This window comes from Pseudomonas sp. URMO17WK12:I9 (assembly GCF_900230165.1).
Classification (GTDB): Bacteria; Pseudomonadota; Gammaproteobacteria; order Pseudomonadales; family Pseudomonadaceae; genus Aquipseudomonas; species Aquipseudomonas fulva.
Window position 1 is genome coordinate 63,051 of record NZ_OCMQ01000010.1, and the last position, 23,888, is coordinate 86,938.

Below are 23,888 nucleotides of genomic sequence, written 5' to 3' on the forward strand. Positions count from 1 at the left end.
CAATGGCCCCAATGTGTTAAGAAGGTTAATGCTGCTGCATGCCCTGTACCTGCTCCGGTATCGTTCGCAAAAAGCAATATGTTTCGTTTGCGAATTACTATCATATGGGCGAAGGGTGCGGCATGAATGTTTTCAGTGGGGCAGGGCGCGCGCGGCGCGTGCGGGGATGGCTGGTGGCAGGGCTGGTGGCGCCGTTTTCACTTTCGGCATTGGCGCAAGACGTAGCTGTGGTGGTCAATGCCGATGACCCCCTTGACCTGCCTGCATTGACCATCGAAGGCAATCGGCTATACGACATGCTGCCCTCCGAAGCCACTGGCGGGTACAGCGTGGACGCCGCCACCGTGGGCACCAAGACGCCAGCCGCCTTGAAGGACATCCCGCAGTCGATCACCGTCTATACCCAGGATTACGTCAAGGATCGGCAGTTTGTCCACCTCGATGACCTGGCCAAGTACACGGCCGGCTTGCGTACCCTGACCAACGACAGTGGTCGGTCGTCGATCTACGCCCGTGGCTATGAGTACAGCGAATTCAACATCGACGGCCTGCCAGCACCGATGGCGAGCATCTTCGGGACCGTGCCATCGCTTGTGGCCTTCGACCGTGTCGAGATCATGCGTGGCCCGGCCGGGCTGTTCAGCAGCACCAGCGAACTGGGCGGTATCGTCAATATGGTGCGCAAGCGGCCGACGGCGGACTTTCAGGGGCATGTCGAGGGTTACTACGGCACCTGGGATACCAATCACCAGGAACTGGACCTGAGCGGGCCGCTGGACGAAAACGGACGGGTGCGCGGTCGCTTCATCGCCTCGCGCGACGACACCAATGGCGAAGTCGACTACAACGCCAACACCAGCAACAGCTACTACGGCGCGCTCGATGTCGACCTGGACGAGGCCACCACCTTGTCGTTCGGCCTGATCCACGAGGTCAAGAACATCACGCCGCACAACGGCTACCCGGCAACGCTGGACGGCAAGGTCCCTGACTTCAGCCATTCCCGCTTTCTGGGCGCAGACTGGAACGCGTTCGACGGCAAGACCACCGATCTGGTCGCTGAGCTGACCCATCGATTCGACAACGGTGGTTATGGCCGCATTGCTGCCCGCGGGTCGCACCGCGATACCAACTATCTCTACGCCTTCACGGCCACGAACCCTACCACGGGCAAAAACTCCGAACGCGCCAGTGCACGTGATTTCACCCAGGACACCTACGCGGTCGATGCCAGCTACAGCCAGCCCTTCGAAACCTTTGGCCAGGTCAGCGAGTTCGTCGTCGGCAGCGATTACAAGAACTACGATACCGAGTACCTGAACGGGGCCACGACGCTGGGCAACATCAACGTCAACACCTACTCGCCCAAGCAGTTCGCTAAACCAGCTGCGAACTACACGACCGAAACGGGCATGCAGGAAGAGGAGTACGGCTTGTATTCCAAGGTGACCTTCCGCCCGGTCGAGCGCCTGGCGTTGATTGCCGGTGGGCGGTTCAGTTGGTACCGCGGCGATTTCTACACCACGACCCTCAAGAGCGGTGTCACTGCGGACGACAGCAAGCAGGTCGATGGTCATTTCACACCCTATGCGGGGGCAGTCTATGACCTTTCCGAAAACCATGCGCTGTATGCCAGCTATTCCCAGGTGTTCAAGCCGCAATCGGCAACCGATGGCGACGGCCGGGTACTCAAGCCACGCGAAGGCGAGCAGTACGAAGTGGGCATCAAGAGCAGCTACTTTGGTGGCGCGCTCAACACGCGCCTGTCGGCGTTTCGCCTGACCGACGAAAACCGCGCCACCACCCGTTACGACAGCGAAGGCGTTGCGACCAATGACTCGGTGGCTGCCGGCAAGACACGGGTCAAGGGCGCGGAAGTGGAATTCAGCGGCAAGCTGACCGATAACTGGGAGCTGCTAGGCGGCTACACCTGGATGGACACCGAAACCGTGAAGGGCGATGCCGAAACCACGTTCTTCATCATGCCGCGCCACCAGGCGTCGCTGTGGAGCAAATACACCATCAGCCGTGGCGCGCTCACCGGGCTGGCCATCGGTGGCGGCGTTTCGGCAATGAGCAATTTCCACTCGGAAAACGGCGGGGTAGGCATCGACGCGCCGGGTTATGCCACCGTGGACGCCATGCTTTCCTACCCGGTGACCTCCAAGCTGACGGCCACCGTCAACGTCAACAACCTGTTCGATCGCGAATACCTGTCGCGAGTAGGTTCGACGTCCACCTTCAACTTCTACGGCCCGTCGCGCAGTGTGCTGGTGGGCGCGCGTTACGATTTCTAGAGGCGTGTGCCGACGGGTAATGCAGCGGCGCTATCAAGGCCCTACAGCGTCCCGGCTTTGCGGAGCTTTTCAAGTTCGCGAGGAAAGGCGACACCCTTATCGTCTCTGCTATCGACCGTCTTGGCCGGGACACCATCGACGTGCTCGAAACGGTGGAGGCTCTCAAGTCCAAAGGCGTGGCCGTCGTTTCGATGCGAGAGGGATTTGACCTTTCCAGCCCAATCGGAAAAGCCATGCTGACCATGCTTGCTGCCGTTGCGGAGTTAGAGCGCTCCAATATCAAGGCCGGACAAATGGCCGGCATCGAGCGAGCCAGGGCTTTGGGGCAGAAGCTGGGCGCACCTAAAAAAGTCGATGATCTGGCTGTTAGCGCATGGCGGGCAGCGAACTCGGCAACCATTCAGGAAACGGCTGCTCAATTCGGTATATCCATTGCATCTGTCAAAAGAGCTTGCGCCAGCAAGCCCTCAGTCACCGTAAAAGGGGAATGAAAATGGCCGGTAAACAATCGACGCCGGATCAAGCAGCTCAAGCGGTGATACTAAGAGAGGCGGGTTGGACCGTCTCAGGGATTGCACAGCGCCTGTGTATCAGAGTCAGCACAACGCAACGTCTCCTCAAAAAACACAATGCCGTTGCTGGCGCCGGAACTCAGGCGCTGATCGAGAAAGCCAGGGAAGAACTGCTCACCACAGCATTCTCCTTAGACACCGTACAGCAAACAGCAGCCTCGCTGGTGGCTGATGAGCTGGCGCTGAACCAGCAAATCCGGAGTAAGCTTGCAAACGCTCTTGAAGTACTCGACCCGGCCAACCCGGTTGTCTTCCGCTCGCTAGCAGCGGCATCGACTGCCCTCAAGCTGACGCAGGACGTGACGCGACGAGCCCTCCCGCTAGAAAAGCTGAACCAAGCGCTCGACATTGAAGAGCTGCCGGAGCTGAAGATTCATCTCATGACTGATGCGGATGTTGCAGAGATGCGCGCGCAGCAGCGGCTAGAAGAGGCCGAACACGAAGGGAACCTTGAAGGCGTTGAGGACGAGCTGGAGACATTGCGCTGGCTCGACAGCAGACGCCTCGCCCAGCTACAGCACCATGACGACGGCATTGTCAGCGAAGGTTCTGATCCAATCTTGCCCGGATGATGACCGGGCAAGTGTCAAAGTCTTAGAAATCAGTTTAAGTATCGAACACCCTGACGTCATGCAGGGTAACTCAAAAATGAAAATTAGCCCCTAGCCTGAGCATCTGAAGGTTGCCATGAGCAATGATAATCACAGCCCAACCATCGAGGCTTATCCCCTCGGTGCTGGAGTAAATGCAAATGCCGGCCACTCACAAAAGACCGGAAAATCGCTATCTATTCCAGGCAGGGCGGGGCTTGTGGCTGACTTCCACCTAAGGCACACAGAGCTCGTAGCTCGTAGTAGCTATTAGTGATCTCAACCCAGAACATGATCATCAACAGCTAGAAGCAGTCAGGAAAACAGAGGACTTCATTCAGAACCTGATGAGAAGCTATCAGGGAGCTGGTGAGCTTCCAGGTTGGGCCAAGTTTGTTAGTCCAGAAATGAGCAGTACTTCCGTCTTCATCTGCTGTGTACGAAGCCCGGCGCGAAAACGATCACCATCCGGCTAGATCATGACGCTGCTGAGGCAGCGCTGGCAGCGCCGCGAGGGCCAGCTAACTATCTCGCCGAGATTATCAAGCGAGCTCTGGCAAAACTAGGCATCAAGTCAGAGCTAGCTTTCAATCTGGAGTTCAACCATACAGGGAGTACGGAGAATCATCCCCTTCACATTCACGGGGCTTTCTGCATTCCGGATGTCAGAATTTCAGAGGTCTCTGAGGCTCTAAGGAGGGCGCTGGCGCTGGGTGACAGGCAGCGGTATACAAACCTTGCGGTGCATATAGAGAATCCACGGAGCGCTCACTGTTGGGCGGCGTACTGCATAAAGGAGTACACAGTCACCGCCGCGAGGCTCGAGGCTGAACGAGGACAAAAAAACCGTCCTGACTATTCTCTTCAATCACTGACACAGGAGGCAAAAGCCTTCTATGAAGAGATCAGTGGCTGGCTAAAAATCGAATAGTTTATGACCAATTGCCTGAGTTGAGCCCGGAGCTCAAGCGAACGGTGTACCTCAATACCCTGCCAATGCCGAAGCGACTTTATCAGGTGTGGCCTCTACCTCGACTGGCCGTGGCCACACAAGCTCAGCGGCCTTCAGCATAGCTCGAGAACGCCTAGCTATAGCCGTCTCATCCCATACTACACATGCAGGCTGCTGGAAATATGTATTGATTAAGAGGGCACTCTGCCCTAACTGTGAACGTTTTCCCTGTAGCTTTGGAGTACCACCATCCACCTCTACAAACGGCCCGTTACTGACGATGCTGTTAAGTGGCTGTGTCAACAGAGTCAGATTGCCAAAGCTGTGCAGCGCTGCCTCCCGAATGTGTTGCATCGAGTCATCAACCTGATAACTGGATACGTTTCTCCAGCTCTGAGGCATGACATGCTCAACTGTCAGGTCGGCCTGCTCAGGCACATGATTGCTCGCTTGCTGAGTTCCTCGAGCTGCGTATTCCAAAGCCCGTAAGATGCCGCAAGTCTTTGCAGGCCGAAGGGTCAGGTATGCTTGGCAAGAGCGCCAGGAGTCACTGAATCTCTCATCATCCGGCCAGATTTCACTCAAATTCGTTGTTGCGAGAAGAGTCTGTCGAAGAGCGTCTTGGGGTTCAAGGGTGCCAGCCGTTATCGCCTGAACTACGCGCAGAAAAAAATGGCCATAGCTTTTGCTGCTAAGTCCACATATCGCGCGCCTGGTCAGGTATGACGCTAGGTCGCTCAAGGCTTGCTTCAGTTGAGGGCTATCTGGCTCGAGTCGCTCTCGAAGGGCGAGGTAGACCGGCCCGACAGTACCTACATCCAGGGATTTGATTAAACGAGCGAACTCTGCCAGATACCCGGTTCCCGATGGCGAGACAAGCTCTTCGAAGTGCTTACTCGCACGGACAATCCGACCGAGTTCATCAGCAAGGCTTCGTGAGTGCCCTTTTTGCCACCATCCCTTGAAAGACTGGAACACGTGGCTTGTGAGAACACTCTCCTCGCTCCGGAGAATAGTATAGTTGTAGAAGAATAGATCTAGTCGGGGCGAGGCAAGGCGGCCTAACCGTTCCTTCTCCCTCCAGTATGCATTCGCTCCATTCGTTTTACCGTCGCCAGCGATGTCGAAAGGACTCCAATATTTCGCATACAACTCTTGAACGGGTTGTCCTTGCCGGGCGGCTTCGAGGAACACGAAGTTTCGGATTAAATCTGATGCTAGAAGCGGCTCCCCGCGTGCGTTCAACGTCTCGAAGATCACCTGAGGATCGTCGTCGGCTTCCAGAGTCAAAGTCATGATCTGAACCTGATCCTGCAATGCCATGTATAGAGCTTCAGCTCTTGCAGGGTCTAGTGGAAGCGTACCGAGTACCATAGGTACTTCGTTACTACGCCGAATGCTTCCGATGAGAGCGCTGCCATGCGTGCTTCCATTGCCGCCCGCAATCTCATCATCCAAGTCAACCCCACGCATGAAACTCAAGCAAGCGTGATAAAGGTAGAGGAACGTCTGGACCATTAACGGGCGGTCAATTTTTCTACGTCCGTCTTTCGCAGGGTAACGAGCGCAGAGATCTTCGATGGTTTGTTCTGCGTCATATAGCCGTCGTATTTCATCCTGACCAGCTTGCGTTGGCCATACTTTGTAATAGTCTTCGTCTCGCGAGTATGAGCCTCGATTCCTTACAAGATACTCCAGCATCTTAGGGATCGGGCTATCTGCCAACTTAGACGAAGCCTGACGCAGTGCTAGCAGCAGCAATTGCAAGGTAGTGGATCGTTGCTGGCCATCGATAACCTCAAACGCACCTACCCGCCCGAATGTGCTCTGTACCGGGGTCATCACGATAGAGCCCAAGAAATGCTTGGGGGCGGCCTTCACGCTATTTGACGGGTTGGCAGCTGAGGCCGCCTTTCGAGCCAGTACCGCATCAGCCTGGTCATGAATATCAGTCCAGAGTGGGCCAACTTGCTTTTCGAGCGTCCACACATACCCGCGCTGGAAGATCGGAATTTGATACTGAAAGTCAGAATTAAAGAGGCCAATGACTGTTGTTTTGCTGGGCTGCATACGATGTCCTATGTATCCGGATAATCCTTCATTTCAATCGTGCACCCTAGGCATTGCCTGAGTACTGGAGAGTCATGACCGGTTAAGCGTGCTGGCGCAGATCGTAGCATCACATTGCCATTTGCTACAAAACTGTGCTCAAAAGCTGGCTGCATCAGCTATCGAAAAGGTATGGGCTAGAGTATGGGCTGGGAATGAGGTAGTAGCGCGGAGGGTTGATTTGCGGGACTTTGAAGCATTAAAAAGCCGGCTTGTGGCCGGCTTCTCGGGGACGCTTCCGACTAATTTATGGTAAGCCGCAATCGCCTTAACGGTGTGGCCAAAAGAGGCCTGAAAGAGATGGCTGATGCCCGTATGGGGTATCGCCGAGCCCTCTGGACTGCGGCTTGGGCCGGTCGGGGCTGATGTGCGCGTAGCATACAAGGGCATGCACCTGATGCCCAGCAAAAAATGGCACAGGGTGTTTCAGCCAGGCCGCTGCCGTCGAAAATGCGACCAGTGATATACCCATCCCAGGATCTCTAGCCCTTGCGCCTGGCGCTGGCTGGGGGTCAAGCGCTCGACGGCATAGTTGTGCCGGTCATGGCTGTGTAGGTAAAGCGTGCCGTGCTCACCCATGGTCAGGTTGTGCACGCGCAACGCACCATTGATCAGCAGGGCATAGGTTTCGCCCTCCACGATCTGGGTCATGCTCATGTCGATGGCCAGGGTCGCTTCGACGGGGATCAAGGGGGCCATGTTGCCGCCTGGCATGGCCATGCAGATGGACGTGTCGTGTTTGACACCCAGCATTCGCAGGGCGTTGGCCGGCAGGCGCAAGGCACGCCCCGACACCTTGCACAGCAGGCCATTGCGCACCTCGTGGAACGGCACGTGCACTACGCGCCCGCGATGAACCGCACGCGGAATGGGAGCATCTATCGGCACAGGGCGTGGCGGACAGGTGCGCAGGATGGCATTGGGATGCTTGGCGCCTTCACCCGTGCGCAGCCAGCGACGGTGCACGCAGAACAGGTCGGCAAGCTCGTCCAGGCGAGCCAGCGGGACCCCGCGATTGAACCAGTTGTTGACGTGCTGAGGCGTCACGCCGCGCTGTGCGGCGAAGTCGGCAGGGGTCAGTCCGCATTCCTGAAGAAGGGCTCTTAAACGTTCACCAGATGTGTTCATGGGGAAAGTTTAGCGGCACGGTGCCACCAAGGGTATGAACAAGATGTTGATGGGCAAAGGGGAAACGTAGGGCAGTCAGACGCGGGTGTAGGACGTTGTAGGACGCTTGCGCCGCGATTGGCTGTGAAGCGTATTGCGCGCCAAAAAAAACCCGCCGAAGCGGGTTTTTCGTGCAATCAGGATCAGCCTTTGTAGGCTTCAACCGATTTGGTGATCGCAGCGCGGGCGGCGTCAGCGCCGTCCCAGCCTTCGATCTTGACCCACTTGCCTTTCTCGAGATCTTTGTAGTTGGCAAAGAAATGCTCGATCTGCTGGATCAGCAGGGCAGGCAGGTCGGTGTACTCCTTCACGTCCACGTACAGCTGCGACAGCTTGTCGTGGGGGACTGCGATGACCTTGGCGTCGCCGCCGCCATCGTCGGTCATGTTCAAGACACCCACCGGGCGGGCGCGGATGACCGAACCTGGGGCCACTGGGTAAGGGGTAACCACCAGCACGTCCAGCGGATCACCGTCGTCAGCCAGGGTGTTGGGGATGAAGCCGTAGTTGGCCGGGTAGAACATAGGGGTGGCCATGAAACGGTCGACGAACAGCGTGTCGCTGTCCTTGTCGATCTCGTATTTGATCGGCGCGTGGTTGGCCGGGATCTCGATGGCGACGTAGATGTCGTTCGGCAGGTCTTTGCCCGCCGGAATCTTGCTGTAGCTCATTGGGCAGTGCCCCCGTGTTTGACCAAAAAAGTGGCGGCGATTATAGGCATATTCCGACGGGGCATGCCACGTCTGGCCCAATGAACCGGGCGCTAGACGGGGGGATGGCGATAGTCGGGATGCTCGCTTTGCAACCGGGTCAGGCGTGCAAGCGGGTTCTGCCGGTAGAACAGCGACAGTTGCTGGTAGACCTCGGGGTAGGCCTGGTGCAGCAGGTCGGGGGCGCTGAAGAAGTACTCGCTGGTTACGGCGAAGAACTCGGCGGGGTTTTCGGCGGCATAAGGGTCGATCGGCGTGTCGGCTTCCGGGTCCCGATCGAGTTGCCGGTTGAGGTCGTCGAAGGCGTGTTGCATGGCATTCGCCCAGCGTTGCACAGGCATGTCGCTGTGCAGGGGAGGCAGGCCATTGGCATCGCCATTGAGCATGTCCAGCTTGTGCGCCAGCTCATGGATGACCAGGTTGTAGGCTTCCCAGCCGCCGCTGCCGAATACGCCATTGCAGGCCAGGATGATCGGGCCCTGCTGCCAGGCCTCGCCACTGTGTTCGCCGTCCCAGGCGTGCTCCACGCCGCTGGCGTCCCGGTGGCGCTGCGGGCTTTTGAAGTCGTCGGGGTAGAGGATGATTTCGTGAAAGCCCTGGTACCAGTTCAGGTCGCCCAGGTGGAGTAACGGCAGTTGAGCTTGCGCTGCCAGTACCAGGCGTTGCTCATCGTCGAGCTCGACGCCTGGCAGGCACGTCAGGTGCTTTTCGTTCAGGAACAGGATGCTGGCCTCGCGCAACCATTGGTCTTCGGCCTCGTCGATACCGTCCAGTATGGACAAGCGCTCGCGTACGGCTTGCCACTGCTGGACGCTGATCGGGAAGCGCGCCAACGTGCGCTTGCGCCGCCAGGCGCTGAACGACCACATGCCCGCTCAAGCGCCTCAGTGCGCTTTGGCCGTGCGGCCCAGGCGGGTGCGCAGCAGGCCGAGAATCATCGGGACCAGCGACAGCAGGATGATGCCCACTACCATCAGCGACAGGTGCTGCTTGATGAATGGCACGTTGCCGAAGAAGTACCCCAGCGTGACCAGGCCACCTACCCAGAGCAACGTACCGGCAATGCTGAAACCGAGAAAGCGCGGGTAGTGCATGCGGGCAATACCGGCCACGAACGGCGCGAACGTGCGCAGGATGGGCAGAAAACGCGCCATGGTGACCGTCTTGCCGCCGTGACGCTCGTAGAAGTCGTGAGTGCGCTGCAGGTAGTCGCGGCGGAAAATCTTCGAGTTCGGGTTGCTGAACAGGCGCTCGCCGGCCGTTCGCCCGATCACGTAGTTGGTGCTGTCGCCCAGGATGGCAGCGATCATGAGCAACCCGGCCAGCAGGACAGGATCCATGCCGCCGCCGGCAGCGACTGCACCGGCGATGAACAGCAAGGAATCGCCTGGCAGGAAGGGCATCACCACCAGGCCGGTTTCGCAAAATATGACAGCAAACAAAATGGCATAGATCCAGGGCCCGTAATTGGTGACCAACAGATCAAGGTACGCATCGAGATGCAGGATGAGGTCCAGCGGGTTGAAATCCATGTACAGCACCTGTGGTCTGGGTCGAAGGCTCGGTTACCTGGAGGAGTGAAATTTCACACATGACAAGTGGGCCATTATACGGCGAAGTGAGGATCACGCCCGCACAGTTTGTAGCGAGGGATTACGGCAGTAGGAAGGCGTGAGCCGCGTTGTAGTAAGGCAGACAGACACTGAGGCCATGGGTATCGTTCATCGTCCACGTTCGACGCACGGAGGCTTCGACGAGCGTGTTCAGTCCCCCGTCTGTAGCGCGCAGCAGGGCAGCGGGGGCACCGCCATCCTCCTGCGCAGGTGCTCAGCCCTTGCCCAGCAGAAAATTACCTTTCTGGCTGGCCAGTTCGTCACTTTCCAGGCTGTGAACTTCAGCCTCATCCTTGAGGTTCACGCCTGACAGCTGGCGCCGACAGGCTTCACGCATCAGGTACAGCAGCCGATGCGCGGCCATGCCGTAGCTCAACCCCTCCAGGCGAACATTGGAAATGCAGTTGCGGTAGGCATCGGTCAGCCCGACCCTCGGGGCGTAGGTGAAGTAAAGCCCCAGGCTGTCCGGTGAACTGAGCCCTGGCCGCTCACCGATCAGCATCACGGTCATGCGAGCCCCGAGCAGCTCGCCGACCTCGTCTGCCACCGCCACGCGTCCTTGCTGAACCAAGGAGATGGGCGCGCAGGTCCAGCCTTCGGCATTGACCTGCTCCTCAAGGCGCGTCAGAAACGGGAGTGTATGACGGTGTACCGCCAAGGCAGACAGCCCGTCGGCAACCACGATTGCCAAGTCGACCCCGCCGGGGTTGGCCTGGGCATGCTGGCGCAAGGTGGCGACCGAATCCTCGTTCAGGCGCCGGCCCAGGTCGGGCCGCTGCAGGTATTGATGACGGTCGCTTGCGGCGCTGTGCAACACGAGGCTGTCGCGCCCGCGTTGATCGAGCTGTGCGGTCAGCTCAGCCACGTCGAATGGAAGGTGCACGGCGTCCCGAGCCTGGGCATGGGCGAACTGGAAATCCAGTTGCGCACTGGTCGGAAGGCTGGTGCCCACGCGCCCCAAGGCGATACGCGCCGGGGTGAGGTTGCGCAGGGCCAGCCAAGGGTTTTCGGGGGTGGGGGTGCGGTTGTCCATGATCGGCGATTCCTATGCAAGCTGTGCCAAGGCCTGCCGGAAGGCTGGCGGCAGGTTGTCACCAAAGCGTATCCGGCCGTCGGCCTGGGTGAAGATGCCGGTCCGTGCCAGCCATGCTTCGAACTCAGGCCCAGGCTTGAGGCCCAGGGTTTGGCGGGCATACAGGGCGTCATGGAACGACGTGGTCTGGTAGTTGAGCATGATGTCGTCCGAGCCGGGAATGCCCATGATGAAGTTGATCCCGGCGACCCCCAGCAGCGTCAGCAGCGTGTCCATGTCGTCCTGATCGGCTTCGGCGTGGTTGGTGTAGCAGATGTCGCAGCCCATCGGCACGCCCAGCAACTTGCCGCAGAAGTGGTCTTCAAGGCCCGCGCGAATGATCTGCTTGCCGTTGTAGAGGTACTCCGGGCCAATGAAACCGACCACGGTATTGACCAGAAACGGTTTGAAGTGGCGGGCGACGGCATAGGCGCGGGTTTCGCACGTCTGCTGGTCGACACCATGGTGGGCATTGGCCGACAGCGCACTGCCTTGGCCGGTTTCGAAATACATCAGGTTCTGCCCCAGAGTACCGCGCTTGAGCGACAGCCCTGCTTCATACCCTTCCTGCAACACGTTCAGGTTGATGCCAAACCCTGCATTGGCCGCCTCGGTGCCGGCGATGGACTGGAAGACCAGGTCCAGTGGCACGCCCCGGTTGACCGCCTCGATCGAGGTGGTGACATGGGTGAGCACGCAGGACTGGGTCGGAATGTCGTAGCGCTGGATGATGGCATCGAGCATTTCCAGCAGCGCGCAGATGGAGGCGGTGCTGTCCGTGGCCGGGTTGATGCCGATCATGGCATCGCCATTGCCGTACAGCAGGCCGTCGAGAATGCTCGCCGCGATACCGGCCGGTTCGTCGGTAGGGTGGTTGGGCTGCAGTCGCGTCGACAAGCGCCCGCGCAGGCCCATGGTGCCGCGAAACTGGGTGACGACACGGATCTTCTGGGCCACCAGCACCAGGTCCTGGACGCGCATGATCTTCGATACGGCAGCGGCCATTTCCGGCGTCAGGCCCGGCGCCAATGCGCGCAGGCTGTTTTCGTCGGCCTGCTCGCTCAACAGCCAGTCACGCAAGCCGCCCACGGTCAGGTGGCTGACCGGTGCGAACGCCTGTGCATCGTGAGTATCGATGATCAAGCGGGTGACTTCGTCGTCTTCGTAGGGGATCAGCGCTTCGCTCAGAAAATGCGAGAGCGGAATGTTGGCCAATGCCATTTGCGCAGCCACACGCTCGCCATCGCTTGAAGCCGCGACCTCGGCGAGGTAGTCGCCGGAGCGTGCCGGGCTGGCCTTGGCCATCACTTCCCTGAGGCTGTCGAAGCGATAGACCAGGTTGCCTACGGTGTGTACGAAACTTGCCATGCAGATTCTCCAAAGCCGCGGGGCGCCCCGCGGCGAGTGTCGTCGATCAGTGCAAGGCCTCTTCGGCCTTCTGGATCGCGGCGAATTCCTCTTCTGGCGTGCCCGCTACCAAGTGGTGACGGCTGTAGAACGCAAAGTACGCAATCAGCACCGCATAGATCACGGCTGCGCCAATCACCACGCGCGGGTCGACCAGGAAGCCGGCGACCACGGCGATGCAGGCCAGCACCAGGGCCAGGCCCGAGGTGAAGATGCCGCCTGGGGTGCGGTAAGGGCGCTCCATTTTCGGGCGACGGATGCGCAAGGTGATGTGCGCCGCCATCATCAGTACATAAGACAAGGTAGCCCCGAACACGGCAACCAGGATGAGCAAGTCGCCTTGACCTGTCAGCGACAGGGCAAAACCGATGATGCCTGGGATCACCAACGCCATGACCGGTGCCTTGCTCTTGTTGGTCTCGGACAGTTTGCGCGGCAGGTAACCGGCTCGCGACAGCGCGAAGATCTGGCGCGAGTAGGCATAGATGATCGAGAAGAAGCTGGCGATCAGGCCTGCCAGGCCCACCAGGTTGACGAAGCTGCCCATCCAGGTGGAACCGCCGTAAGCCTTGGCCAGCGCCTCGACCAGCGGATTGCCGGAGGCCTTGAGTGCTTCGGAGCCTGCGCCGCCGGGGCCGACGATCAGGATCAGCAGGGCGAACGCCACCAGCACCAGCATCGCGCCAATCAGGCCGCGTGGCAGGTCGCGCTTGGGGTTCTTGGTTTCTTCGGCAGCCAATGGCACGCCCTCGACTGCCAGGAAGAACCAGATCGCATAGGGAATGGCTGCCCACACGCCTACATAGCCAAACGGCAGGAAGCTGCTGGCCCCTGCGGCATCGGTGACGGCGATGTCGAACAGGTTGGCTGCATCAAAATGGGGCACCATGGCCACGAGGAACACGGCCAGTGCAACGGCGGCGATGGCGGTGATGATGAACATCAGCTTGAGCGCCTCGCCCACGCCAAAGATGTGGATGCCGATGAACACCACGTAGAACGCCAGGTAGATCATCCAGCCGCCGATGCCGAACAACGACTGGCAATAGGCGCCGATGAAGGTGGCAATGGCCGCCGGCGCGATGGCGTACTCGATCAGGATGGCGGTGCCGGTCAGGAACCCGCCCCAGGGCCCGAAGGCGCTGCGGGCGAACCCGTAGCCACCGCCGGCAGTAGGGATCATCGACGACAGTTCGGCCAGGGAGAAGCACATGCACAGGTACATGGTGGCCATCAGCAGGGTAGCGAGGAACATGCCGCCCCAGCCACCCTGGGCCAGGCCGAAGTTCCAGCCGGCGTAGTCGCCGGAGATGACGTAGGCAACGCCTAGGCCGACCAGAAGCACCCAGCCGGCGGCGCCTTTCTTGAGTTCACGCTGTTGGAAATAGTCGGAACCGACTTTCTCGAAATCTACGGAAGAGCCTGCCGGGCTACCGGCTGGTTGTTCGCTTGGCATGGTTTCACCTGTTCTTTTTCTTGGTGGCCGGAAGGGGTTCGGGCCGATGGTGATCTGTACTGCAGGAAGCGAGCCAGAGCGGTTGGTGCATGACAACCGCCCTGGAAAGGGCCAGTCAACGCCGGCCTTTGCACCGTAACCGGTGAAAAGACCGGCGCAGGGCTTAGAAGAAGCCCAGTGGGTTGATGTCGTAGCTCACCAGCAGGTTCTTGGTCTGCTGGTAGTGATCGAGCATCATCTTGTGCGTCTCACGGCCAACACCGGACTTTTTGTAACCCCCGAAGGCCGCATGCGCCGGATACAGGTGGTAGCAGTTGGTCCACACACGCCCGGCCTTGACGCCGCGGCCCATGCGGTAGGCACGGTTGATGTCGCGGGTCCAGACCCCGGCGCCCAGGCCGAACTCGGTATCGTTGGCAATGGCCAGGGCTTCGGCCTCGTCCTTGAAGGTGGTGACGCTCACCACCGGGCCGAAGATTTCCTCCTGGAACACGCGCATCTTGTTGTTGCCCTTGAGCAGGGTCGGCTGGATGTAGTAACCGGTGGCCAGCGCGCCTTCGAGTTTCTCGACCTTGCCCCCGGTCAGCAGCTCGGCGCCTTCCTGCTGGGCGATCTCGAGGTAAGACAAGATCTTCTCGAACTGCTGTTGCGAGGCCTGTGCACCGACCATGGTGTCGGTGTCCAGCGGGTCGCCGCGCTTGATCTGCAGCACCTTCTTCATCACCACTTCCATGAACTGCGGGTAGATCGACTCCTGGACCAGGGCTCGGGATGGGCAGGTGCACACCTCGCCCTGGTTGAAGAATGCCAGGACCATGCCTTCGGCAGCCTTGTCGATGAAGCTTGGTTCGGCCTGCATGATGTCTTCGAAGTACACGTTCGGCGATTTGCCGCCCAGTTCCACCGTCGACGGGATGATGTTCTCGGCCGCGCACTTCATGATGTGCGAGCCCACGGGCGTGGAGCCTGTGAAGGCAATCTTGGCGATGCGCTTGCTGGTGGCCAGCGCCTCGCCCGCTTCACGGCCATAGCCTTGCACCACGTTCAGCACGCCCTTGGGCAGCAGGTCGCCGATCAGCTCCACCAGCACGGTAATGCCCAGTGGCGTCTGTTCGGCGGGCTTGAGCACCACGCAGTTGCCTGCTGCCAGCGCCGGCGCGAGTTTCCAGGCGGCCATCAGGATCGGGAAGTTCCACGGGATGATCTGACCGACCACCCCCAGCGGCTCATGGATATGGTAGGCCACGGTGTTTTCGTTGATTTCCGCAGCGCCGCCTTCCTGGGCGCGGATGCATCCGGCGAAGTAGCGGAAGTGGTCGACGGCCAGCGGGATGTCGGCATTGAGGGTTTCCCGCACGGGTTTGCCGTTGTCCCAGGTTTCGGTGATGGCCAGCACTTCGAGGTTCTGTTCGATACGGTCGGCGATGCGCAGCAACACGTTGGAGCGGTCCTGGACGGACGTGCGGCCCCAGGCATCGGCAGCGGCGTGGGCAGCGTCCAGGGCCTTGTCGATGTCTTCGGCGGTGGAACGGGGGAATTCGGCAATCGGCTGCCCGTCCACGGGCGATGTGTTGGTGAAGTACTCACCCTTTACCGGAGGAACGAACTCACCACCGATGTAGTTGCCGTAGCGGCTTTTGAAGGAAACCTTCGCGCCTTCGGTACCGGGATGTGCATAACGCATGGTGTGTCTCCTGGCTATTGTGTTTGTGTGGAGTGCAAAGCGTAGAGCAAAGGTTGGGCCATCGTTTTGCGCTTCAATGAAATCAAGCAGTTGGCGCCGCACAGCGCCCACTGGCTACCCGCGATGTGCCGTGTTCGATACAGGCTTGGGTGACACTGTGTACCGTCGATGACACGCCTTGTGGCGGGTGCATTGCAAACCGGCCTGCTGTGGAGGATGCTGGCTTTAGCCTCTATCTGCGGAGAACCACAATAATGCAGAGCAATCCATTTACCCGGCATGCCAGGCAAGTGCACACGGTCGCCCATGGCGGCGGTGTCGAAGGCGGCAGCGACCCGTCCATTGCCCGCTCCTGGCTGCGCTGCCTGGAGGACTATCATCTGGATCCCGCGCTGGCCGAAGCACCGGTGGTCCTCGAGCATGGCCGCCTGCTGGAAAGCCGCGAACGCATGCGCCAGGTGCTGCAAATCGCCGATCAGGAAATGAACAGCCTGCACCAGCAGCTTTCCGGTGCCGGCCATGCGGTGCTGCTCACCGATGCCCGTGGTGTGATCCTCAATTGCGTCACCGCTCCTACCGAGCGGCGCAGCTTCGAGCAGGCCGGGCTGTGGCTGGGCGCTGACTGGAGCGAGGCGCGAGAGGGCACCAACGGCATCGGCACCTGCCTGGTCGAACGCCAGGCGTTGACCATTCACCAGCACGAACACTTTCGTGGGCGGCATACGGGGCTGACCTGTTCGGCCAGCCCGGTGTTCGACCCTCACGGGCACTTGCTGGCCGTGCTGGATGTGTCTTCAGCGCGGCCCGACGTCTCGCGCCAAAGCGAATTCCACACCATGGCCATGGTGACCCTGTCGGCCAAGATGATCGAAAGCTGCTATTTCATGCGCCAGTTCGAGCACCACTGGCTGCTGCGTTTTCACCTGCAGGCCGAGTCGGTCGGGCTGTTCAGCGAGGGGCTGCTGGCAGTCGACGGCGATGGCCGTATCTGCGCGGCCAACCAGAGTGCGCTGAACCTGCTGGGCCGCGTGCGAGCCGGCGTGGAAGGGCAGACCCTGGAGCAGTTTTTCGCCTGCACCCATGACGAGCTGTTCAGCCGTGCCATGCCCGATGGCAGCGCAGCCTGGCCGCTGCTGACCCTGGACGGGCGGCAGGTGTTCGCCAGCCTGCGTGGCCAGGCACGTACGCCGGTCTGGACCGTGCCCGCCGGGCATGCGCGCCGCGTCGTCCGGCAGCCTGCGCAGGTCTGCCTGCTGGACCCGGCGCTGCAACACGATTTTCGCCGCAGTGTGCGGGTGTTCGAGCGCAATGTACCGCTGCTGCTGAGTGGAGAGACGGGCTGCGGCAAGGAAGCCTTCGCCCAGGCCGTGCATCAGGCCAGCGAACGCCGGGACAAGCCCTTCGTGGCCATCAACTGTGCATCCATCCCCGAGAGCCTGATCGAAAGCGAGTTGTTCGGCTATCGGGCCGGCAGCTTCACCGGGGCGCGCAAGGAAGGCATGCGCGGCAAGCTGCTGCAGGCCGACGGCGGTACCTTGCTGCTCGACGAGATCGGCGACATGCCCTTGGATCTGCAAACGCGGCTGCTGCGCGTGCTCGAAGAGCGGCAGGTGGTGCCAATCGGCGGCGAGCCGCAGGCTGTGGATGTACGCATCATCAGCGCCACCCACCGGGACCTGTTGCAACGAGTGGCCCAGGGTACGTTCCGTGAAGATCTTTACTACCGCCTCAATGGGCTCGAAGTCGCATTGCCTGCCGTGCGCGAGCGCAGCGACAAAGCGCAGTTGCTGGACGTGCTGCTGCGCCAGGAAACCCAGGGCCAGCTGATCGAGCTCGAACCCAAGGCGCGTCAGGCACTGCTGGACTACCCCTGGCCTGGTAACGTGCGGCAGATGCGCAACGTGCTGCGCACCCTGGCAGCCTTGTGCGACGAGGGTCGCGTCACGCTGGCAGACTTGCCTGCCGTGGTGCGCACGGCGCGTCGGCAAGACGCCGCGGCCGTGGCCATGTCGGGCTTGCCGAATGAGGGTTCATCGGTACCTGGGAACAAGACCACATTGGAGGCGGCCGAACGCCATGCGCTGCTGGCCGTTCTCGAGGCCCGGCATTGGCAGCTTACTCGGGTAGCTGAGCATCTGGGCATCAGCCGTAACACGCTGTATCGCAAACTGCGCAAGCATGGCATCAGTCGGCCCTTGTAACGAAACAGCGGGTGCGATTTGTCGCGCCCTGGGCTACCCTGCCTCGAAGTTTTGCGAGGTCGACCATGCACATTCACATTCTCGGTATTTGCGGCACTTTCATGGGCTCGCTGGCGGTGCTGGCCAAGGAACTTGGCCACCGCGTCACCGGATCGGACGCCAACGTCTATCCGCCGATGAGCACCCAGCTCCAGGCCCAGGGCATCGAGCTGACTCAGGGATATGACCCTGCCCAGCTGGAGCCGGCTCCCGATCTGGTCGTCATTGGCAACGCCATGTCCCGTGGCAACCCGGCGGTGGAGCATGTGCTCAACAAGGGCCTGCCTTATGTGTCGGGCCCGCAGTGGTTGGCCGACCATGTGCTGCAGGGCCGCTGGGTGTTGGCAGTCGCCGGTACCCACGGCAAAACCACCACCAGCAGCATGCTGGCCTGGGTGCTCGAGCATGCCGGCATGAGCCCTGGGTTCCTGATCGGTGGGGTGCCGCAGAATTTCTCCGTATCGGCGCGGCTGGGTGATACGCCGTTCTTCGTGGTCGAAGCGGACGAGTACGACAGCGCCTTCTTCGACAAGCGCTCGAAGTTCGTGCATTACCATCCGCGCACGGCAATCCTGAACAACCTGGAATTCGACCACGCCGACATTTTCCCTGACCTTGCTGCCATCGAGCGTCAATTCCATCACTTGGTGCGCACCATCCCCAGCGAAGGGCTGGTGATCCATCCCACGTCCGAACACGCGCTGGCCCGGGTCATCGAGATGGGCTGCTGGACGCCCGTGCAGACCACCGGTGACGGCGGTCAGTGGCAGGCACGCCTGCTCAGCCCGGACGGATCGCGTTTCGAGGTGCTGTTCGACGGGCACGTGCAAGGCGTGGTGGAGTGGGCCCTGACCGGTCAGCACAACGTGGCCAACGCCTTGGCGACCCTGGCGGCCGCTCGTCACGTTGGCGTGGCACCGGCGATGGGCATCGAGGGCCTCAGTGCGTTCAAGAGCGTCAAGCGGCGCATGGAAAAGGTCGCCGAAGTGCAAGGCGTGACCATCTTCGATGATTTCGCCCATCACCCCACGGCCATCGCCACCACCCTGGACGGCCTGCGCAAGCGCGTGGGTGATGCAGCGGTGATCGCCGTCATCGAGCCGCGCTCCAATTCGATGAAACTGGGCGCGCACCGCGATGGCCTGCCTGAAAGCGTCAACGATGCTGACCAGGTGATCTGGTATGCCCCGGCCAACCTGGGTTGGGACCTGGCAGCCACGGCCGCGCAATGCAAAGTCCCCAGCGTAGTGGCCGACAGCCTCGAGGCGATCATCGAGCAGGTCAAGCGCCAGGCGCGACCCGGTACCCAGGTGGTGATCATGAGCAACGGCGGCTTTGGCGGCCTGCACGGCAAGCTGGCCGAGGCGCTCAAGTGAACGGGCCGCAACGCATTACCCTGGCGATGACCGGGGCGTCGGGTGCGCAGTACGGCCTGCGCCTGCTCGATTGCCTGGTGCGCGAAGATCGGGAGGTGCACTTTCTGATTTCCAAGGCGGCACAGCTGGTCATGGCGACCGAAACCGACGTCCTGCTGCCTGCCAAGCCGCAGGCGATGCAGGCGTTTCTGACCGAGTACACCGGGGCTGCCGACGGGCAAATTCGGGTGTACGGCAAGGAAGACTGGATGTCGCCCGTGGCCTCGGGTTCCGGCGCACCGGCGGCCATGGTCGTGGTGCCATGTTCCACCGGCACGCTGTCGGCGATCGCCACCGGTGCGTGCAACAACCTGATCGAGCGGGCTGCCGATGTCACCCTCAAGGAGCGTCGGCAGTTGATCCTGGTGCCTCGTGAGGCGCCGTTTTCTACCATTCACCTCGAGAACATGCTCAAGCTGTCGCAGATGGGTGCGGTGATGCTACCGGCCTCGCCTGGCTTCTATCATCAGCCACAGACCATCGACGATCTGGTCGACTTCGTGGTGGCGCGCATCCTCAACCTGCTGAACATCCCTCAGGACATGCTGCCGCGTTGGGGTGAACATCACTATGGGGTGGATGATTGAAAAGAGGGCTGGCCGGGACGTTGGCTGTGTTGATGCTCGGTGGCTGCGCCACGGTACGCACCCTGGATGGCACCAAGCCAGGGGCGCCCGTGGTCTATGCAGGCACCCGGCTGGATTGGTATGCGATCAGCGGTGGCTGTTGCCCCCAGGCCCGCTTCGGCGTTGAGGCGCCTCGGTTCGCCTCCCTCGATCTGCCGGCGAGTTTTCTGCTCGATACCTTGTTACTGCCGTTGACCCTGCCAGCTGCAGCCGGCATCTACTATCACGGCAGCGGCGGCTTCTGAGTGCTGCACCTAGCCGCTTGCGAGCAGGCAGCGGCTCAGTTTTTCCCCAACTTGCGCAACTCGTCCGACTCCACGATCCGGATACCGTTCTCTTCCTCCAGCGCCAGGCGCCACAGCGCTCGCGCCAGGGTGCAGGCCTCTATGCCCCGGTACTTGCCAGGAATCAGCTTGGAAAAGGGAGCGGCCAGGGTTTCAGTGAGCCTTGGCTCGGTGCGTTCCCCGAGCAACAGCGACGGGCGGACGATGGTCAGCTGAGGCCAGTCCTGGGCTTTGAGGGCTTCTTCCATCTCACCTTTGACGCGGTTGTAGAAGATCGAGGAAGTCGGGTCGGCACCCACGGCACTGATTACCAGCAAGTGCCTGGCCCCCATCTCGCGGGCTCGCTTGCTGAAGGCCACCACCATGTCCAGGTCCACGGCCTTGAATGCAGACTCCGAGCCTGCCTGCTTCAATGTCGTGCCCAGGCAGCAGTAGGCAATGTCCACGCGGCCCTCCAGCTGGGGTAAAAAGACAGCCGGATCGCCCACGGGGTTTTCCAAGTGTGGATGTTCTGCCAAAGGCCGGCGTGTAGGCGCCAGCACCCGGGTGATGGTGGGCTCGTTGAGCAGGCGGTCGAGCAGGTGCTCGCCAGTCAGGCCGGTCGCTCCGGCAAGCAGGACATGCTGAGGCGTCAAGTACATGATGTCTCTCCCTTGTTACACACAAGCTTAGTGGGTGCGCGGCGTTTTCGCCTGTGCCCCCACCGCGGCCTGTGTCGTATTGCGCAAGGCCTCTTCGGCTTGATGCCGGCGTAGGCGCTGCCAGTGCTCCAGTACGTTTGGCGGTGCCCACAGCTGCGGCTCGGACGCTTCGAAGCCTTCGTTTCGTTCACGTTCGGCAACGCGGGTGCGCGCCAGTTCAAACGCCTGTTTCAGATCGTCCGTCTGGTTCAGCGCCTGCGCGAAAAGGGCATCGCCAAAATAGGTGAAGTCGGCTTCTTCCGAGCAACCGAAGGAAACCCGGTCGGCTCGGGCTGCTGTCATCAGAAGTGTGCGCGAGTCCTTCAGGGCATCGATGTAACCACCGGAATAACACGCGGAAATGACGATGACCTTGTCACGATTTTTCAAGGGGGCCAGTGCATCGGCCAACTCGTCGGCGGAAATATCGGCCAGTTGCAGGCGTGGTTGATCGAGGACCAGTTGGTGGTCCTGACTGCCGTGGCTGGTGAGGTAGATAAACAGCAGGTCTTCCGGGCCGCTGCGCTCGGCCAGGGTGCTGGCTGCGCGGGTGATGCTCTGCCGCGTGGCCATGGGGCGCGTCGCCATGAAGTCGCGATGGTTGACCAGCGTCACCTGCCCTTTGGCACCAAAGCGTACCTTCAGCAGGTTGCTCACGTAATCGGCTTCGCGCAGAAAAACGCTCTGCTGCCCGTCGCCACCCACCACCAGGCTGTACAGCTCGACCGCCGGCTGGGACCGGGGCACGGCGGCCAAGGCTTCCTTCAGCAAGCGCCCTTGATTGAGCAGTGCCATGTCGAGCGGGTCCGGCAGCAAGGTGCCGTGTTCATCGCGGACCCGAACGCCATTGGCCCAGATACCGGCTTGTACCTTGCCGTCAGCCAGCGTCAGGCGCCCCTGCCCGTGGTAGGCATCATCGAGCATGTGGCCCACATATTGACTGCCATCTGCCAGTTGCAGGCTGCCCTGGCCCGACATGCGCCAGTCGAGGAAGGTGCCTTTGTAATGGCTGCCATCGCTGCCCAGCATTTCACCCTCGCCGCTGAGCGAACCGTCCTTGAACTGACCGATCCACACGTCGCCTTCGGCGTTTTCATAGCGCCCGCGGCCTTCGAGGCGGTTGTCCTTGAACTCGCCGATGTACTGCTCGCCTTCGACGCTGTCGTAGGTGCCAGTGCCTTGCAATTGGCCATCCACGAACCTGCCGCTGAACTGATTACCGCTGGCGTCGCTGCGCACGCCGGCGCCGTTGGGCTTGCCCTTGGCGAACAGGCCCCGGTAGCGACTGCCGTCGGCCAGCTCCAGTTCGCCTGCGCCGTCGTAGAGGTCGTCCTTGAACTGCCCGCGGTAGGTTTGCCCGGTCTGCTTGAGGGTGCCTTCGCCATCGCGCCTGCCATGGCGGAAGGTACCCGCATAGTGGCTACCCGGAGTGGTCAGGTCGCCAAGCCCTTCGAACAGGCCAGCGGCGAACTGGCCGCGGTAGACTTCGCCGTTCTGCCCATGCCATTCCCCCTGACCGTGCCACAAGCCGTCCTTGAAGCCGCCGGCATACCAGCTGCCATTGGGGTAATCGATACGGCCTTGGCCCTGCAGCAAGCCGTCGACCACCTGGCCACGGTAGCGGCCGCCGTCCGGCAGGCGTGCATCGGGTGGGCTCAGGGATTCGCCATCCCCACAGGCAGCGAGCAACAGGAGCAGGGTCAGGGGAAGCAGTGGACGCATGGCGAGGACCGGGCAGTGAGTGCGCCGATTATGACTCAGATCGGGCGCCTGAAACAGCGAGTGGTGCGGGCGGGGCGAGGGGGCTTTGCGCCACGTTTGCAAGCTGTCGGGGCCTTGGGTAGAAGCGGCCTTGCCGGGGCGCCGGACCGGCAAGGCCGCTCTAGAGGGAGCTTCGATACCGTGCGCTTAGCGACCCAATCCCGGCGACACAATGATCTTCACGTTTTCCTCCTTGTTGTTCACCAGTTCCTCGAACCCCAGCTCGACGATTTGCTCCAGCCCGATGCGGCCGGTCACCAGCGGGCGTATGTCCAGCCGACCATCGGCGATGAAGGCGATCACGTCGGCGAACTCGCCGTTGTAGGCCAGGGCGCCGATCACCTGCTTCTCGGTGGACACCAGTTCGAAGAAGTTGAATTCGCTCGGCTCTTCGAAAATCCCCACCATCACACACTTGCCGGCCTTGCGAAGGGTGTCGATGGCCAGCTTGGCCGTGTGCTTGTTGCCGATGCACTCGAAGCTCACGTCAGCCCCCAGCCCGGCGGTGAGCACGCGAATCTCGGCCAACACATCGCACTGGTTAGGGTCCAGGACCACGCTGGCGCCCACTTCCAATGCCTTGGCCTTGCGCGCCGAAGACATTTCCAAGGCGATCACCCGCGCCGCGCCTGCCGCCTTGGCGCACATGATGGTGCACAGCCCGATGGTACCGGCGCCCACCACCACCACGGTCTGGCCCAGCAGGCTGCCCGCTTTTTTCACCGCGTGCATGCCGACCGCCAGCGGTTCGATCAGCGCCCCTGCCTCCGCTGGAAAACCGGGCGGCAGCCGGTAGAGCAGATTGGCCGGCACATTGACCCGCTCGGCGAAGGCGCCATTGTTCATCAGCCCTGTGAACGCCAGTCGCTCACAGATGTTGTACATCCCATGGGTACAGTAATAACAGGTCCCGCAGTGCTGGCAGGCGTCCGCCGCCACCGGATCGCCCACCGCATAGCCCTCGACACCTGCGCCGAGCTTGGCGATCCGGCCGCAGAACTCGTGGCCGAGGATGCACTGGCCCTGAATACCGGTAAGAGGATGTGGCGCGTCTACCGGGATGAAGACCGGCCCGGCCACGTATTCGTGCAGGTCCGAGCCGCAGATGCCGCACCAGTCCACCTGGATCTGCACCCACCCAGGTGCAGGATCGGCCGGCAGAGGCACCTGCTCGACGCGGATGTCGTTGCGCCCGTGCCAGACCGCCGCGCGCATGTGTGGGTTGCTCAAGTCGTTCATAGGAATCTCCAGAA

General features: G+C 61.1%; 18 protein-coding genes and 1 pseudogene. 7 read left to right on the forward strand and 12 right to left on the reverse strand.

Going from position 1 to position 23,888, the window contains the following annotated elements:
• Positions 1–122: 122 nt before the first annotated feature.
• From CRP40_RS18065 to CRP40_RS18075, 3 genes and pseudogenes are all read left to right on the forward strand, one after another.
• Positions 123–2,297, forward strand: a complete 2,175-nt coding sequence (locus CRP40_RS18065) for a TonB-dependent siderophore receptor (RefSeq protein WP_027915141.1) — start codon at positions 123–125, stop codon at positions 2,295–2,297.
• Positions 2,298–2,320: 23 nt separating this feature from the next.
• Positions 2,321–2,788, forward strand: a pseudogene (locus CRP40_RS18070) (recombinase family protein); the annotation flags it as partial.
• 2 nt (positions 2,789–2,790) lie between these two features.
• The gene (locus CRP40_RS18075) at positions 2,791–3,441 is read left to right on the forward strand and encodes a hypothetical protein (protein ID WP_050587331.1); all 651 of its coding nucleotides are present in this window, start codon (positions 2,791–2,793) and stop codon (positions 3,439–3,441) included.
• A 1,000-nt stretch (positions 3,442–4,441) separates the two neighbouring features.
• Here the strand turns inward: CRP40_RS18075 and CRP40_RS18080 are convergent.
• The 9 genes from CRP40_RS18080 to CRP40_RS18120 all read right to left on the reverse strand — a co-directional run bounded on the left by CRP40_RS18080 (position 4,442) and on the right by CRP40_RS18120 (position 15,629).
• The gene (locus CRP40_RS18080; protein WP_027915143.1) at positions 4,442–6,481 is read right to left on the reverse strand and encodes a DUF262 domain-containing protein; all 2,040 of its coding nucleotides are present in this window, start codon (positions 6,479–6,481) and stop codon (positions 4,442–4,444) included.
• A gap of 465 nt (positions 6,482–6,946) precedes the next feature.
• Complete coding sequence (locus CRP40_RS18085; RefSeq protein ID WP_027915144.1) at positions 6,947–7,648, reverse strand: helix-turn-helix transcriptional regulator; 702 nt, start codon at positions 7,646–7,648, stop codon at positions 6,947–6,949.
• A gap of 182 nt (positions 7,649–7,830) precedes the next feature.
• Positions 7,831–8,358 (reverse strand): inorganic diphosphatase, encoded by a 528-nt coding sequence (gene ppa / locus CRP40_RS18090; protein WP_023534987.1) that lies wholly within the window; start codon positions 8,356–8,358, stop codon positions 7,831–7,833.
• A 92-nt stretch (positions 8,359–8,450) separates the two neighbouring features.
• The gene (locus CRP40_RS18095) at positions 8,451–9,266 is read right to left on the reverse strand and encodes a zinc-dependent peptidase (protein WP_027915145.1); all 816 of its coding nucleotides are present in this window, start codon (positions 9,264–9,266) and stop codon (positions 8,451–8,453) included.
• A 15-nt stretch (positions 9,267–9,281) separates the two neighbouring features.
• Complete coding sequence (locus CRP40_RS18100) at positions 9,282–9,929, reverse strand: DedA family protein (RefSeq protein ID WP_023535016.1); 648 nt, start codon at positions 9,927–9,929, stop codon at positions 9,282–9,284.
• Positions 9,930–10,224: 295 nt separating this feature from the next.
• Positions 10,225–11,043 carry an ethanolamine ammonia-lyase subunit EutC gene (gene eutC, locus CRP40_RS18105; protein ID WP_027915146.1) on the reverse strand — a complete coding sequence of 273 codons (819 nt, stop codon included), beginning with the start codon at positions 11,041–11,043 and terminating at the stop codon, positions 10,225–10,227.
• Positions 11,044–11,055: 12 nt separating this feature from the next.
• Entirely contained in the window at positions 11,056–12,450 is a 1,395-nt protein-coding gene (locus CRP40_RS18110; protein WP_027915147.1) for an ethanolamine ammonia-lyase subunit EutB, read from the reverse strand.
• A 46-nt stretch (positions 12,451–12,496) separates the two neighbouring features.
• Complete coding sequence (eat, locus tag CRP40_RS18115) at positions 12,497–13,945, reverse strand: ethanolamine permease (protein ID WP_027915148.1); 1,449 nt, start codon at positions 13,943–13,945, stop codon at positions 12,497–12,499.
• Positions 13,946–14,108: 163 nt separating this feature from the next.
• Entirely contained in the window at positions 14,109–15,629 is a 1,521-nt protein-coding gene (locus CRP40_RS18120) for an aldehyde dehydrogenase family protein (protein ID WP_027915149.1), read from the reverse strand.
• 254 nt (positions 15,630–15,883) lie between these two features.
• Here CRP40_RS18120 and CRP40_RS18125 point away from each other — a divergent pair, with 254 nt between their 5' ends.
• The 4 genes from CRP40_RS18125 (at position 15,884) to CRP40_RS18140 (ending at position 20,155) form a co-directional block, all read left to right on the forward strand.
• Positions 15,884–17,830: a sigma-54-dependent Fis family transcriptional regulator gene (locus CRP40_RS18125; protein ID WP_027915150.1), complete on the forward strand. Its 1,947-nt coding sequence runs from the start codon at positions 15,884–15,886 to the stop codon at positions 17,828–17,830.
• Positions 17,831–17,895: 65 nt separating this feature from the next.
• The gene (gene mpl, locus CRP40_RS18130) at positions 17,896–19,245 is read left to right on the forward strand and encodes a UDP-N-acetylmuramate:L-alanyl-gamma-D-glutamyl-meso-diaminopimelate ligase (protein ID WP_027915151.1); all 1,350 of its coding nucleotides are present in this window, start codon (positions 17,896–17,898) and stop codon (positions 19,243–19,245) included.
• Positions 19,242–19,871 carry a flavin prenyltransferase UbiX gene (gene ubiX / locus CRP40_RS18135; RefSeq protein WP_027915152.1) on the forward strand — a complete coding sequence of 210 codons (630 nt, stop codon included), beginning with the start codon at positions 19,242–19,244 and terminating at the stop codon, positions 19,869–19,871. The genes mpl and ubiX overlap by 4 nt, the downstream gene beginning before the upstream one ends.
• On the forward strand, positions 19,868–20,155 hold the full coding sequence (locus CRP40_RS18140) for a YceK/YidQ family lipoprotein (protein WP_027915153.1): 288 nt from the start codon (positions 19,868–19,870) through the stop codon (positions 20,153–20,155). Before ubiX ends, CRP40_RS18140 begins: the two co-directional genes overlap by 4 nt.
• A 35-nt stretch (positions 20,156–20,190) precedes the next feature.
• Here the strand turns inward: CRP40_RS18140 and CRP40_RS18145 are convergent, their stop codons facing one another.
• The 3 genes from CRP40_RS18145 to CRP40_RS18155 form a co-directional block, all read right to left on the reverse strand.
• The gene (locus CRP40_RS18145; protein WP_027915154.1) at positions 20,191–20,835 is read right to left on the reverse strand and encodes an oxidoreductase; all 645 of its coding nucleotides are present in this window, start codon (positions 20,833–20,835) and stop codon (positions 20,191–20,193) included.
• Positions 20,836–20,862: 27 nt separating this feature from the next.
• Complete coding sequence (locus CRP40_RS18150) at positions 20,863–22,596, reverse strand: C13 family peptidase (protein WP_027915155.1); 1,734 nt, start codon at positions 22,594–22,596, stop codon at positions 20,863–20,865.
• A gap of 186 nt (positions 22,597–22,782) precedes the next feature.
• A complete protein-coding gene (locus CRP40_RS18155; protein ID WP_023534966.1) occupies positions 22,783–23,850 on the reverse strand; it encodes a 2,3-butanediol dehydrogenase in 1,068 nt (355 codons plus the stop codon).
• Positions 23,851–23,888 lie beyond the last annotated feature (38 nt).